Origin of the sequence: Pantoea sp. B566, assembly GCF_024793925.1 — a bacterium.
Lineage (GTDB): Bacteria > Pseudomonadota > Gammaproteobacteria > Enterobacterales > Enterobacteriaceae > Pantoea > Pantoea ananatis.
In genome coordinates, this window is record NZ_JANUQL010000003.1 from 4,504,335 (window position 1) to 4,518,083 (window position 13,749).

Consider the following 13,749-nt stretch of genomic DNA (forward strand, 5'->3'; position numbering starts at 1 on the left):
AACGGGATTGCTCTATGGATCACGCGATATATACCGCGATGGGCGCGGCCAGTCAGACACTGGATCAGCAGGCGGTTACCGCCAGCAACCTCGCCAACGCCTCAACGCCCGGTTTCCGGGCGCAGTTGAACGCGTTGCGTGCTGTACCGGTTAACGGCTGGTCACTGCCCACGCGCACGCTGGTAACGGCATCCACGCCGGGTGCCGATATGAGTCAGGGTGCAATGGATTACACCGAACGTCCGCTGGACGTGGCGATGCAGCAGGATGGCTGGCTTGCAGTGCGTACTGCAGACGGCAGCGAAGCCTATACCCGCAACGGCAACATGCAAATCCGTTCGGACGGCACGCTGACGGTGCAGGGCAATCCCGTCATGGGCGAGGGCGGCCCGATTGTGATCCCACAAGGTTCAGAGATCACGATTGCGGCTGACGGTTCGATTACCGGACTGAACGCTGGCGACTCACCCAATGCCACCGTGCAACTGGGTCGTCTGAAGCTGGTTCAGGCAACAGGTAAAGAGTTACAGCGCGGTGACGATGGCATGTTCCGTCCGACCGCCGCGACGCAGGCGACTCGCGGTGCCGCACTGCAGGCCGATCCGACCATGCAGGTAATGCCCGGCGTTCTGGAAGGCAGTAACGTCAAACCGGTTGAGACCATGGTCGATATGATCGCCAATGCCCGACGTTTTGAGATGCAGATGAAAGTCATTTCAAACGTCAACGAAAACGAACAAAAAGCCAATCAGTTGCTGAGCATCGGCAGCTAAGGCACGAGGATAAATACATGATTCGTTCTTTATGGATCGCGAAAACCGGTCTTGATGCCCAGCAGATGAACATGGACGTTATCGCCAACAACCTGGCAAACGTCAGTACCAATGGCTTTAAACGTTCACGTGCGGTATTTGAAGACCTGATGTACCAGACGATGCGCCAGCCGGGTACCCAGTCATCTGAGCAAACCACGCTGCCGTCAGGTTTGCAAATTGGTACCGGTGTACGTCCGGTGACGACCGAACGTCTGCATACCCAGGGCAACCTGTCGCAGACCAATAACTCAAAAGATATCGCCATTAACGGACAGGGTTTTTTCCAAATCCAGATGCCAGATGGTACGTCTGCTTACACCCGTGATGGTTCGTTTCAGGTCGATCAGAATGGTCAGTTAGTGACCAACTCCGGTTTCCCGGTTCAGCCTGGCATCACGATTCCCGCTAACGCCACCAGCATTACCGTGTCGCGCGATGGTGTGGTGAGCGTTACCCAGCAGGGGCAGACACAGGCCGCCCAGGTTGGTCAGTTAACGCTGAGCACCTTTATGAACAATGCCGGTCTCGATAGCGTGGGTGAAAACCTCTACAAAGAAACCCAGGCATCCGGTGCCCCGACTGACAGTACGCCGGGCCAGAACGGTGCAGGTTTGCTGTATCAGGGCTATGCCGAAACCTCCAACGTTAACGTTGCGGAAGAGCTGGTCACCATGATCCAGACGCAGCGCGCGTATGAAATTAACAGCAAAGCGATCAGCACCTCCGATCAAATGCTGGCGAAGTTAACTCAGCTGTAATACGAACAGGGCCGGCGCAGGCTGGCCTGAAGAACAGTCATTTATAAGGTCGTGACTCCGTGGCGATGCAACATATTCTCAAGCCTGGACATTGGTTAGTAGCAAGCTTGCTACTCACTCTTAACGGTTGTGCACTGGTACCGCGCACGCCGTTGGTGCAAGGGGCGACCACGGCTCAGCCGTTGCCATCTGCACCACCGGTGGTGAACGGTTCAATTTTTCAGGGCGTCGCGCCGCTTAACTACGGTTATCAGCCGCTGTTTGAGGATCGTCGTCCACGTAATATCGGCGATACGCTGACCATCACCTTGCAGGAAAACGTCAGCGCCAGCAAAAGTTCAACCTCGAATGCCAGCCGTAACGGCAGCGGCAGTCTGGGCATCACGGCCGTTCCTACCGGTTTAGCCGGTTTAGCCGGCGCATCGGGCGAGAAAGCCAACTTTGCGGCGGGTGGCAAAAATGATTTCGCGGGTAAAGGCGGGGCTTCTGCCAATAACACCTTTACCGGCACCATCACCGTCACGGTGGATCAGGTTCTGTCGAATGGCAACCTGCACGTGGTCGGGGAAAAACAGATTGAGATCAACCAGGGCACCGAGTTTATTCGCTTCTCGGGCGTGGTTAACCCACGCACCATCAGCGCCAGCAACGCGGTGTTATCAACGGCCGTCGCCGATGCACGTATTGAGTACGTCGGAAATGGTTATATCAATGAAGCGCAGAATATGGGCTGGTTGCAGCGCTTCTTCCTGAATATCTCGCCGTTCTAAGAGGTTGCAATGAAAAAGTTAGCATTATGGCGTGTCGGTCTGGGGTTACTGTTAGGCGTAAGCCTGATGGCCCGTGCCGATCTGATTCGCGATTTAACCACTGTTCAGGGCGTGCGTGATAACCAACTGCTGGGCTACGGACTGGTGGTTGGCCTTGACGGTACCGGTGACCAGACCACCCAGACGCCTTTTACCACGCAGACCGTGAGTAACATGCTGTCTCAGCTGGGCATTACCGTCCCGCCTGGCACCAACATGCAGCTCAAAAACGTGGCGGCGGTTATGGTGACGGCAAAACTGCCTTCGTTTGCCCGCCAGGGACAGACGCTGGACGTGGTTGTCTCGTCCATGGGTAATGCGAAAAGTCTGCGCGGCGGTACGCTGTTAATGACGCCGATGAAAGGTGTCGATAACCAGGTCTATGCGCTGGCTCAGGGCAACATCCTGGTCGGCGGCGCGGGTGCCGCAGCAGGCGGCAGCAGCGTGCAGGTCAACCAGCTTAACGGGGGACGTATTACCGATGGTGCCACGGTTGAACGTGAGCTGCAGAGCAACTTTGGCTCGCAGAACACCATCAACCTGCAGCTCAACACCGAAGATTTCTCTATGGCGCAGCGTATTGCGGATGCCATTAACGCCCGTGGCGGATACGGTTCTGCTCAGCCGCTGGATGCGCGCACTGTGCAGGTCCGCGTATCGCCGAATAACGGTGCACAGGTTCGCTTACTGGCTGAGATACAGAATATCGATGTGTCTGTCCCTGTAGAAGATGCCAAGGTGATCATCAACTCACGTACCGGCTCTGTCGTCATGAACCGTGAAGTGAAACTGAATACCTGTGCCGTCGCGCAGGGCAACCTGTCAGTCACGGTCAATCAGCAGCAAAACGTGAGCCAGCCTGATACGCCACTGGCGGGTGGACAAACTGTGGCCACCACCAATACGCAGATCGATCTGCGTCAGAGCGGCGGCGCTCTCCAGCGGGTTAACTCCAGCGCCAATCTGAACAGTGTCGTGCGCGCGCTCAATGCCCTGGGGGCATCGCCTATCGAACTGATGTCTATTTTGCAGTCAATGCAAAGCGCGGGTTGCCTGCGCGCTAAACTGGAAATTATCTGATGAACGATGCGCAATCGCTGATGAATGCGGCTTTCGACAGCCGCTCACTGAATGACCTTAAACGCCAGGTGACTGTTGATCCGAAAGGAAAAGCGCTACAGGTGGCACAGCAGGTCGAAGGGATGTTTGTTCAGATGATGCTGAAGAGTATGCGCGAGGCGTTACCGCAGGACGGCATACTCAGCAATGAACAGACCAAACTTTTCACGTCAATGTACGATCAGCAGATTGCGCAGGATATTGGTAAACGTGGCCTGGGCCTGGCGGATATCATCGTTAAACAGATGGAACCCGCCAAAGCACCGGACGAAACCGCCGGAACCGTACCGATGAAGCTGGATAACAGCTTTATCATGAGCAGCATAGGGGCAACGCCGCTGGAGCAGATGGTACGTAAAGCGATGCCGCGCCTGCCCGCGCCATCTCCGACCGGTCTGCCCAGCGACAGCCGCGATTTTATTGCGCAACTGACGCAGCCTGCTCAGGCTGCCAGCCAGCAAAGCGGTATTCCTCACCACCTGATTCTGGCGCAGGCCGCGCTGGAGTCCGGCTGGGGGCAGCGTCAAATCCTGACCCGTGACGGCAAGCCGAGCTACAACGTCTTCGGCATTAAAGCCAGCGGCAACTGGAAGGGCGAAACAACCGATATCATGACCACCGAATATGAGCATGGCGAAGCGAAAAAAGTGCGCGCGACATTCCGGGTCTATGGCTCCTATTTCGAAGCGTTAAACGACTACGTCAAACTGATTTCGAATAATCCGCGTTATGCGGCCGTGGCCAATGCGCAAAGTGCCGAGCAGGGCGCGCAGGCATTACAGGCCGCGGGTTATGCGACCGATCCTAAATACGCACAAAAACTGGTAGGAATGATCCAGCAATTCAAGAGCATGGGCGAGAAAGTCGTTAAAGCCTATAGCCAGGATTTAAGTACGCTGTTCTGATTATTCCGCCTCAAGTTTCACTTAAGCATGCCGATAATAACAGCAAGAGCCAGGCGCGCCAGCGCATGTTGGCGACCACACTGATGACAGCAACCCGGTTAACGGGGGAATGTAAGGAACCGAGATGTCCAGCATAATTAACTCCGCAATGAGCGGGCTCAGTGCCGCACAGGCCGCCTTAAGCACGACCAGTAACAATATCAGTAACTACACTGTCGCGGGTTACTCACGTCAGACCACCATTCTGGCCGAAGCAAACAGTACCCTGCAGGGGAAAAGCTATTACGGCAACGGCGTTAACGTCACTGGCGTTCAGCGTGAATATGATAGTTTTATCGCGGCTCAGCTGCGCGGTTCGTCAGCCACCTATAATGCAGCGAATACACAGTATTCGCAGGTATCGAACATTGACGATCTGATGTCGACCTCGACCACTAACCTGTCGACGGCGATTCAGGGCTTCTTCAGCAACATGCAGAACGTGGTCAGTAACGCCAACGATCCGGCGGCGCGTCAGTCGATGCTCAGCAACTCGCAGGGGCTGGTTAACCAGTTTCAGACCCAGGCGCAGTACCTGACCAACATGCAAAACAGCGTGAACACCAACATTGCCTCTAATGTTGATCAGATTAATACCTTCACCACGCAGATCTCGAATCTTAACCAGCAAATTGCCAAACTCAGCACGGCTAACGGTGCAACACCGAATGATTTGCTGGATCAGCGCGATCAGTTAGTAAATGGTCTGAATAATATCGTTGGTGTGACGGTGTCACAACAAGATGGAAGCTATACCGTTTCCATGGCTAACGGCCTTTCGCTGGTGAATGGTTTTCAGTCCACCAAACTGGTGGCTATGCCCTCCAGCAGTGACCTGACCCGCACCACAGTGGGTTATGTTGACCCACAAGCTGGCAACGTGCAGCTTCCCGAATCATCCATAACTACGGGTTCGCTGGGCGGTATGCTGAGCTTTCGTTCGCAGGATCTGGACCTGGCACAAAACCAACTGGGCCAGTTAGCGGCGGCCTTTACAACCAGTTTTAACGCCGTCCATAAGCAAGGCTTCGACAGCAACGGTAATCAGGGCGTCGACTTCTTTAATATCGGCACTCCTACGGCGCAGGGGGACAGCAAAAATACCTCTTCTGCCACCCTGACGGCAGCGTGGACTAACACCAGTGCCCTGCAGGCATCAAACTATACCGTCAGCTATGACGGGACAAACTGGTCAGCGACACGTTTGTCAGATAACAGCAAAACCACGCTTACACCCACGACCTCGGGCGGCGTCACGACGCTTAATCTGGATGGGATGAGCCTGACGGTCAACGGCACGCCAAACGCCAAAGACAGTTTCCTGGTGAAACCGGTTCAGAACGTGGTTAACGGCATGTCGGTTGCTATTACCAGCGGATCGCAAATCGCCGCTGCGGCCGCGACTGGCGGTGAAAGTGATAACCGCAATGCGCAAAAGCTGCTGGCGTTGCAGGATGCCAAAATTGTTAACGGCAACGCGACGATTTCCCAGGCTTATGGCGCGATGGTGAGTACCGTTGGCAACAAAACCCAGGCACTCAAAACCGCCAGCACGACACAGCAGAACGTGGTGACGCAGCTCACCAACCGCCAGCAGTCTGTTTCTGGCGTGAACCTGGATGAAGAGTACGCGAACCTGACGAAATACCAACAATATTACATGGCGAATGCGCAGGTTTTAAAAACGGCCAGCACCGTTTTTGACGCCCTGCTTAGCATCAACTAAAAGCAGAGGACATCATGCGACTCAGTACAAATATGATTTTTGACCAGCAGGTTCGCGGCGTTAGCGATGCGCAATCCTCTTGGTTAAACGCGGGAAAACAGCTTTCCACCGGACTCAGAGTGTCTAATCCTTCAGACGACCCGATTGCCGCTTCGCGTGCGGTCGTGCTGTCGCAAACGCAGGCGCAGGCAAGCCAGTATTCTGTTGCGCGTACCTTTGCCGACCAGGGATTATCGCTGGAAGAAAATACCCTTAACGGCGTCACGAACAGCATCATGAGCGCGCAGTCGATGATCGTGGCCGCGGCAAACGGTTCCTTAAGCGATGATGACCGCGCCTCCTATGCGACTCAGCTGGAAGGCGTGCGTGCGCAGTTACTAAACCAGGTCAACAGCAAAGACGCCAACGGTCGCTATATTTTCGCGGGTTACAAAACCGATAGCCCGCCGTTTGTGGACGGTGCGGGCGGTGTGACCTATCAGGGCGGAACCGACGCCATTACGCAAAAAGTGGACACTGACCGTACCATGACCATCGGTCATACTGGTAACAGCATCGTGATGTCTATCACCAGCAATGCGGTGAAAGAGCCTAACGGCGGTACCAGTGAAACGAACTTGTTTAACATGCTGGACAGCGCCATCAGTGCGCTGAAAGTGCCGCAAAACGGCGCGGACGATGCGACGAAAGCCACGTTTTCTGCGGCAATGGATAAAACCAGCCGTGGTTTGAGCAACTCGTTGAACAACGTGCTCAGCGTCCGTTCCGAGATCGGTACTCAGTTGAAAGAGTTAGATACGTTGAATGCGCAGGGGGACGATCGCAAGGTCATTTATGATTCCCAGATGAGCAGCCTGGTGGACGTTGATTACACCCAGGCGATCTCCAGCTACACCATGCAACAGCAGGCGCTGCAGGCTTCATACAAGACCTTTACCGATATGTCTCAGATGTCGCTGTTTCAGTTAAATTCATAAAAAATTTGGGCGTACTTTAACCGGGTGCGCTTAGTTTTTCCCACCGTCCTGATAAGGGACGGTGGGATTTTTTTTGCCTGCAGCCTGTGCGTTGCCACGAGGCCACTCTGAAAAGCATGCGTTAACGCGTGACTCGCGCGCGCGGTTTTATCCCTGTAACGCTGCCCTGCCTGAGAGCCGCATTCAGTTAAGGGCTGCGTGTCCCCGAACCATCACCTGTTACGCCGTGCAAGCAATAAAAAACCCGGCCGGAGCCGGGTTCATGTGTGCTGCTAGCGCGCCTTACGGCTTGGTGGCAGGTGCAGTAGCCTGATGGGTAGCGCTGTGGCCGCCAGCAGAACCTCTGCCCTCAAATTTAAAGGCCGGACGTTGCCAGTCACTTTGACGGGCAGGCTCGGGTTGCCACACTGGCGCAGGTGCCTTGGTCATCGGTGCAGAAGCAAAGTGCTTCCAGCGCGTTTCGGCGTTGGCTTTTAATGCCTCAACAGGGATGTCGCGTGCGGCAACAGGTGCATGAGGTTCACTAACCGGCGTAATGGCTTCCTCAGCGGCAACCGGCGCGTGTAAAACCTCTTCCACCTGCGCTTCGGTCGCAGCGCTGACTTCAGTGCCCGCATGCTCATCCGCCGTTTCTTCAGGCGCGGATTCTGCGACAACCGGCACGTTCACCTCCGGCACGCTCACTTCCGGCGCTTCGACAGCGTCAGCAGGCTGAGCCTGTTGCGCGATTGCTTCAGCACCGGCTTCAGCGGCGGCTGGAATCACCGAAGGTTCATGATGAACCGGGGCTTCAATGGCCTGAGTATCGTCAGTATTCACCACGGTAACCGGGGCGTCAGCCTGCGGCTCTGCGATTTGTACTGGCGCAGCCTGTGAAGCCGGCGCTTCCTCAGTGGCGACAGGCAGGGCAACAGCAGGTGCAGTCTCTTCACGGCTGTAGTCCGGTGTCGATTGAGGCGCATCCTGAACGATTTGCTCTTCATTCGCTTGCGCGACCGGGTAGCGAATCCAGACTTTGCCGGACGCCATTTCAGGCGAAGCCGCAGCAGCGTCTAAAGGCATCGCGGACTGAGTCGGATAACGTTCATCACGGTAACGACGGCGACGCTGACCACTTACGCGCAGATGGCGAGGTGAACGGCGTGAACGACGTGGCATATTGGCATTATCGCGACCTTCGTTCTCCTCCGTCTCTTCAACCTGCGACGTTTCGACAACAGGCTGCACCTTTTGAACGTCAGCCGATTCGGCTGATTCAACGGCGGCGGCCTGCGGCTGGTCATTGTTATCACCAACGCGGACTTTCTGCGTCAGCTGGCGCGGTTTGCGACGTGGCATCACCTGAACGCGCTCGTCTTCCTGCGCATCCACAGCAGCAGGCGCGACCGCTTCGGCGGTTTGTTCCACCGCGCTGTTAGCGTCCTGCTGAGCACGTTTCTCTTCCTGACGACGACGCTGACGTTCAGCACGTTGTTCGCGGCGCTGTTGCTGCTGCTCATCACGCTGCTGACGCGCCTCATCGCTCAGTACCGGACGATCGTCACGCGCCTCATTAGGCTGGGCCTGACGCTTGTTACGACGATTGTCTTCACGCGGCTCGCGATTATCTCGAGACTCACCACGGTTATCACGGTTATCACGGTTATCACGGTTATCACGGTTATCACGAGCGTCACGGTTATCGCGAGATTCGCGCGGTTGTGCGTTATCACCGTTGCGCGGGGTACGTTCGCGACGGTTATTGTTGCGACGATTATTACGACGATCGCCACGCGGGTTGCCGTTCTCGTCCTCGCTGGTTTTCTGCGGGGCCGTCACCTCGGCAACCGGCTCGACAGCCGCCGGAGCAGGTTCGCCAGCAAACAGTTTTTTCAATCCACTCAGCAGACGGCTGACAAAACCTTCACTGGCCGGCGCGGCCGCTGGTGCGGGTTGCGTCACAGTCGCTGAAGGTGTGGCCACTTCCGGTGAGGCTTCGGCCGGTGCTGGCGGCGCATCGGGCATCACAAAGGCTGCGAGAGCAGGCTGCTCTGGACGGCGGCGCTCAGCATGCTCCTCTTCAGATGGCATCGCCATCTCGGCTTCATGCAGTTTCGGCAGGTGATAGCTCAGCGTTTGCGTTTCTTCGCCTTTGCGCACGCGCAGAACGGAGTAGTGCGGGGTTTCCATCCGGTCGTCCGGCACGATGACCGCACGTACGCCGCCCTGACGTTTCTCGATAGCATTTACCGCTTCACGTTTTTCATTCAGCAGGTAAGAGGCAACCGGGACCGGCACGATAGCATGCACTTCTTTAGTGTTGTCTTTCAGCGCTTCTTCTTCAATCAGGCGCAGAATGGACAGCGACAGAGATTCGTTATCACGAATAGTGCCGGTGCCGCTACAACGTGGACAGACGTGGTGGCTGGACTCGCCCAGGGACGGGCTGAGGCGCTGGCGGGACATCTCCAGCAGGCCAAAACGTGAAATATGGCTGATTTGAATTCGGGCGCGATCCTGACGGACGGCTTCACGCAGACGGTTTTCAACCGCGCGCTGGTGACGAACCGGTGTCATATCGATGAAGTCGATAACGATCAGGCCGCCCAGGTCGCGCAGACGCAGCTGGCGAGCAATTTCGTCGGCCGCTTCCAGGTTGGTATTAAAGGCGGTTTCTTCAATATCGCCACCGCGCGTGGCACGGGCGGAGTTGATATCGATGGCGGTAAGCGCTTCGGTACTGTCGATAACGATTGAGCCGCCTGACGGCAAGCGAACTTCACGCTGGAAAGCGGATTCGATTTGCGATTCGATTTGGTAATGGCTGAACAGCGGAATCTCACCGGTGTAGAGCTTAATTTTGCTGCTAAAGTCCGGACGGCCCAGCGCGGCGATATGCTGACGTGCCAGTTCCAGCACTTTCGGGTTATCGATAAGAATCTCACCGATATCCTGACGCAGATAGTCGCGGAAGGCGCGCACGATCACGTTGCTTTCCTGATGGATCAGGAACGGGGCCGCGCGGCTGTCAGCCGCTTTTTTGATGGCTTCCCAATGCTTCAGACGGAAGCTAAGGTCCCACTGCAGCGATTCGGCTGATTTACCGACGCCCGCCGTGCGAACAATCAGCCCCATGCCATCAGGGAGTTCCAGCGCCGATAGCGCCTCTTTCAGTTCGGTACGGTCATCGCCTTCAATCCGACGTGAAATCCCACCCGCGCGCGGGTTATTTGGCATCAATACCAGATAGCTGCCTGCCAGAGAGATAAAGGTAGTGAGCGCAGCGCCTTTGTTGCCGCGTTCTTCTTTATCAATCTGAACAATGACTTCCTGACCTTCACGCAGCACGTCTTTAATGTTCGGACGACCGTGTGAGTTGTAATTAGCAGGGAAGTATTCGCGGGAAATTTCTTTCAGAGGGAGGAAACCGTGACGTTCTGCACCGTAATCGACAAAAGCCGCTTCAAGGCTGGGTTCGATACGGGTGATTTTACCTTTGTAGATATTGGCTTTTTTCTGTTCGTGTCCTGGGCTTTCGATATCCAGATCGTACAGACGTTGACCATCAACCAGGGCAACGCGCAACTCCTCCTGCTGAGTTGCGTTGATTAACATTCTTTTCATCGTAACGTACTCGTTATTCTTTCATGAGTGATTAAAGCTGCGGGCATAGTTACCCTGGACGAGTATCAACCGATGGCCCCGTGACTTAGTGCAATGTCGTCAACCTCACGGTTATCGACCGCGCGAGGGGCGCAAATAACGTCGGTGGCCTGTTTTTCATAAGGAACAACAGCACCAGATAGTGGAAATGCGAGAGATAATTCAGTAAACCCGTGCACTCCATCTCATGTCCAGGCCGCAACCCGCAGCCCGCTAAGTGTCTGATTTCGCATTACGTCTTACGCCATTGCTGCGTGTCTGCTCAATCCGACAAAATAACTAATTTCGTTTTTTTTCTTATCTGAATCTTCAGCTAAGAAACCCAAGCATTATTCCACTGCTAACCTTCATATAGCAAGGTGACTTTAACTCACTGATCAATTTTCTTTACATTTTAAGAACCCTACGACAAGAAGTGCACCCGCGCTGCTGAAAATCACAGCAATCACATTACGCTTCCTGACGAGACGCAAAGAGTTAAGCACAGAAAAAGGGGTGGCGCTATCAGGGGACACTATTTAGAATCGCCGCCATGAAAACAGAGAATCCAGGCGTACACTTTGTCGCCATCACGGCTGAAAATGCCGGACAACGCATTGACAACTTTTTGCGCACCCAGTTAAAGGGCGTGCCGAAAAGCATGATTTATCGCATCGTGCGTAAAGGCGAGGTGCGGGTTAACAAGAAACGCATCAAGCCAGAATATAAGCTGGAAGAGGGCGATGAGGTGCGTATCCCGCCCGTCCGGGTAGCCGAACGGGACGAAGAGGCCGTTTCGCCCAAGCTGGCCAAAGTGGCTTCTTTAGCCAATGCCATTCTCTTTGAAGACGATCACCTGCTGGTGCTGAATAAGCCGTCCGGTACAGCGGTACACGGTGGCAGCGGCCTGAGCTTTGGCGTGATAGAAGGCTTGCGCGCCCTGCGTCCTGAGGCTCGCTTCCTGGAGCTGGTGCACCGTCTGGATCGTGACACCTCTGGCGTCCTGCTGGTGGCCAAAAAGCGTTCAGCCTTGCGCTCGCTGCATGAACAACTGCGTGAGAAAGGCATGCAGAAAGACTATCTGGCGCTGGTTCAGGGTAACTGGCCATCGCATCTGAAAGTGGTTCAGGCACCGTTGCTGAAAAACATTCTGCAAAGCGGTGAGCGCATGGTACGCGTGAGCAGCGACGGCAAGCCTTCAGAAACCCGGTTTAAAGTGGAAGAGCGCTTCGACTTCGCCACCCTTGTAAAAGCCAGCCCGGTTACCGGACGTACCCACCAGATTCGTGTGCATACGCTGCATGCCGGTCATCCTATTGCATTCGACGACCGCTACGGCGATCGCGCGTTTGACAGCCAGCTGTCCTCTACGGGGCTTAACCGCTTGTTCCTGCATGCGGCCGCGCTGACCTTTACGCATCCCAACACGGGTGAGACGCTCCGCATGGAAGCGCCACTGGATGACAAGTTGCAGCATTGCCTGACGATGCTGCGCCAGCAGAAAAGCTGACGCGCCGGGCATCAATCCGACAGGGGGTTGATGCCTGCTTCTCGCAGCATATTGCTGAGCGCGATAAGCGGTAAACCGACCAGCGTATTCGGATCGCGTCCCTCAAGACGATCGAATAAACAAATCCCCAACCCTTCGCTTTTAAAGCTCCCTGCGCACTGCAGCGGTTGCTCTTTCTTTATATAGGCACGGATCTCGGCGTCGGTTAGCGTGCGGAAATGGACGCTAAACGGCTCACAGCATCGCATTAAGCGCTGGCTGGCAGGGTGGTATAGCGCCAGCCCGGTATAAAACGTTACGCGCTGGCCGCTGGCGGCCCGCAACTGTGCTTCCGCGTTTTCAACCGTATGGGGTTTCCCGGTTATCACGCCATTCAGCACGCAGACCTGGTCAGAACCAATAATCCAGTGGTCAGGATAACGTTGGGCCAGCGCCTGCGCCTTGGCGATGGCTAATCGGGTGACCAGCGCTTCCGCGCTTTCATGCGCTAACGGCGTTTCATCTGTCTGCGGCGAATCGACCGTGAAAGGCAGGCCCAGCCGCGCTAACAGTGCCTGACGAAAGGGCGACGTTGATGCTAAAAGAATCGATGCTGTCATTTTTTTTCAATATTGATAGCGAATTGGTGGCAGTCATTTTAAACTGTGCGCCGCACTGGATGCGAATAGTGGTTGAAAGATGCTGGTAAACGGCCTTTTTCTTTGACTCTATGTGATTACAAAGTTAATATGCGCGCCCTATGCAAAAGGTAAAATTACCCCTGACGCTGGACCCAGTCCGCACCGCTCAAAAACGCCTGGATTATCAAGGTGTTTATACCTCTCAACAGGTTGAGCGTGTTGCTGAGTCGGTCGTCAGTGTGGACAGTGATGTAGATTGTGTCATGTCGTTTGCGGTTGACAACCAGCGTCTGGCAGTACTGACGGGTACTGCTGATGTACAGGTTACGCTACGTTGTCAGCGCTGCAACCAGGTTTTTCCACATCATGTACACGTAAGCTATTGCTTCAGTCCTGTGTCGTCTGACGAGCAGGCCGAAGCGTTGCCGGAAGCGTACGAGCCGGTTGATGTCAACGAGTTTGGTGAGATCGACCTGCTGGCGGTTATCGAGGATGAAGTTATTCTCGCGCTGCCTGTGGTTCCGGTGCACGATTCTGAACACTGTGAAGTGTCCGAGGCGGACATGGTCTTTGGTCAGTTGCCTGCAGAGGCAGAAAAACCAAACCCATTTGCCGTATTAGCCAGTTTAAAGCGTAAGTAATAGGAGTAAGGTCCATGGCCGTACAACAGAATAAACCCACCCGTTCTAAGCGTGGTATGCGTCGTTCGCACGATGCGCTGACCACTGCCACTCTGTCAGTAGATAAAGTTTCTGGTGAAACTCATCTGCGTCACCACATCACTGCGGACGGTTACTACCGCGGTCGCAAGGTTATCGTTAAGTAAGTTCTTTGCTTAGCAAGGCGATAC

The 13,749-nt window shown here is 55.1% G+C and carries 12 protein-coding genes; 10 read left to right on the plus strand and 2 right to left on the minus strand.

The features are described from left to right. Positions 1-14 precede the first annotated feature (14 nt). The 7 genes from NYE92_RS22740 (at position 15) to flgL (ending at position 7,148) form a co-directional block, all read left to right on the plus strand. On the plus strand, positions 15-773 hold the full coding sequence (locus NYE92_RS22740; protein ID WP_013025351.1) for a flagellar basal body rod protein FlgF: 759 nt from the start codon (positions 15-17) through the stop codon (positions 771-773). Between the two features lie 17 nt (positions 774-790). Continuing rightward, a complete protein-coding gene (flgG, locus tag NYE92_RS22745; RefSeq protein ID WP_013025352.1) occupies positions 791-1,573 on the plus strand; it encodes a flagellar basal-body rod protein FlgG in 783 nt (260 codons plus the stop codon). Between the two features lie 65 nt (positions 1,574-1,638). Next, positions 1,639-2,343, plus strand: a complete 705-nt coding sequence (locus NYE92_RS22750; protein ID WP_014593420.1) for a flagellar basal body L-ring protein FlgH — start codon at positions 1,639-1,641, stop codon at positions 2,341-2,343. Positions 2,344-2,352: 9 nt separating this feature from the next. Beyond that, a complete protein-coding gene (locus NYE92_RS22755; protein WP_014606133.1) occupies positions 2,353-3,462 on the plus strand; it encodes a flagellar basal body P-ring protein FlgI in 1,110 nt (369 codons plus the stop codon). After that, positions 3,462-4,406 (plus strand): flagellar assembly peptidoglycan hydrolase FlgJ, encoded by a 945-nt coding sequence (gene flgJ, locus NYE92_RS22760; protein WP_013025355.1) that lies wholly within the window; start codon positions 3,462-3,464, stop codon positions 4,404-4,406. Before NYE92_RS22755 ends, flgJ begins: the two co-directional genes overlap by 1 nt. A 124-nt stretch (positions 4,407-4,530) precedes the next feature. Continuing rightward, positions 4,531-6,171 (plus strand): flagellar hook-associated protein FlgK, encoded by a 1,641-nt coding sequence (flgK, locus tag NYE92_RS22765; protein ID WP_072136625.1) that lies wholly within the window; start codon positions 4,531-4,533, stop codon positions 6,169-6,171. A gap of 14 nt (positions 6,172-6,185) precedes the next feature. Beyond that, positions 6,186-7,148 carry a flagellar hook-associated protein FlgL gene (gene flgL / locus NYE92_RS22770; RefSeq protein ID WP_013025357.1) on the plus strand — a complete coding sequence of 321 codons (963 nt, stop codon included), beginning with the start codon at positions 6,186-6,188 and terminating at the stop codon, positions 7,146-7,148. A 282-nt stretch (positions 7,149-7,430) separates the two neighbouring features. Here the strand turns inward: flgL and rne are convergent, their stop codons facing one another. Then, positions 7,431-10,751, minus strand: a complete 3,321-nt coding sequence (rne, locus tag NYE92_RS22775; RefSeq protein WP_210530651.1) for a ribonuclease E — start codon at positions 10,749-10,751, stop codon at positions 7,431-7,433. 571 nt (positions 10,752-11,322) lie between these two features. On the opposite strand from rne, the gene rluC reads away from it, so the two are divergent. Next, positions 11,323-12,279, plus strand: a complete 957-nt coding sequence (gene rluC / locus NYE92_RS22780; RefSeq protein ID WP_013025359.1) for a 23S rRNA pseudouridine(955/2504/2580) synthase RluC — start codon at positions 11,323-11,325, stop codon at positions 12,277-12,279. Between the two features lie 11 nt (positions 12,280-12,290). Here rluC and NYE92_RS22785 read toward each other — a convergent pair whose 3' ends face one another. Next, entirely contained in the window at positions 12,291-12,878 is a 588-nt protein-coding gene (locus NYE92_RS22785; RefSeq protein ID WP_259019476.1) for a nucleoside triphosphate pyrophosphatase, read from the minus strand. A 140-nt stretch (positions 12,879-13,018) separates the two neighbouring features. Between NYE92_RS22785 and yceD the strand changes: the two genes are divergently transcribed. Together yceD and rpmF are read left to right on the plus strand one after the other, a co-directional pair. Next, the gene (yceD, locus tag NYE92_RS22790) at positions 13,019-13,540 is read left to right on the plus strand and encodes a 23S rRNA accumulation protein YceD (RefSeq protein WP_014593425.1); all 522 of its coding nucleotides are present in this window, start codon (positions 13,019-13,021) and stop codon (positions 13,538-13,540) included. Between the two features lie 14 nt (positions 13,541-13,554). Continuing rightward, a complete protein-coding gene (gene rpmF, locus NYE92_RS22795) occupies positions 13,555-13,725 on the plus strand; it encodes a 50S ribosomal protein L32 (protein WP_013025362.1) in 171 nt (56 codons plus the stop codon). Positions 13,726-13,749 lie beyond the last annotated feature (24 nt).

Coding starts and splice junctions, on each gene's coding strand:
- NYE92_RS22740 (WP_013025351.1), top strand. CDS start 15: ATGGATCACGCGATATATACCGCGATGGGCGCGGCCAGTCAGACACTG.
- flgG (WP_013025352.1), top strand. CDS start 791: ATGATTCGTTCTTTATGGATCGCGAAAACCGGTCTTGATGCCCAGCAG.
- NYE92_RS22750 (WP_014593420.1), top strand. CDS start 1,639: ATGCAACATATTCTCAAGCCTGGACATTGGTTAGTAGCAAGCTTGCTA.
- NYE92_RS22755 (WP_014606133.1), top strand. CDS start 2,353: ATGAAAAAGTTAGCATTATGGCGTGTCGGTCTGGGGTTACTGTTAGGC.
- flgJ (WP_013025355.1), top strand. CDS start 3,462: ATGAACGATGCGCAATCGCTGATGAATGCGGCTTTCGACAGCCGCTCA.
- flgK (WP_072136625.1), top strand. CDS start 4,531: ATGTCCAGCATAATTAACTCCGCAATGAGCGGGCTCAGTGCCGCACAG.
- flgL (WP_013025357.1), top strand. CDS start 6,186: ATGCGACTCAGTACAAATATGATTTTTGACCAGCAGGTTCGCGGCGTT.
- rne (WP_210530651.1), bottom strand. CDS start 10,751: ATGAAAAGAATGTTAATCAACGCAACTCAGCAGGAGGAGTTGCGCGTT.
- rluC (WP_013025359.1), top strand. CDS start 11,323: ATGAAAACAGAGAATCCAGGCGTACACTTTGTCGCCATCACGGCTGAA.
- NYE92_RS22785 (WP_259019476.1), bottom strand. CDS start 12,878: ATGACAGCATCGATTCTTTTAGCATCAACGTCGCCCTTTCGTCAGGCA.
- yceD (WP_014593425.1), top strand. CDS start 13,019: ATGCAAAAGGTAAAATTACCCCTGACGCTGGACCCAGTCCGCACCGCT.
- rpmF (WP_013025362.1), top strand. CDS start 13,555: ATGGCCGTACAACAGAATAAACCCACCCGTTCTAAGCGTGGTATGCGT.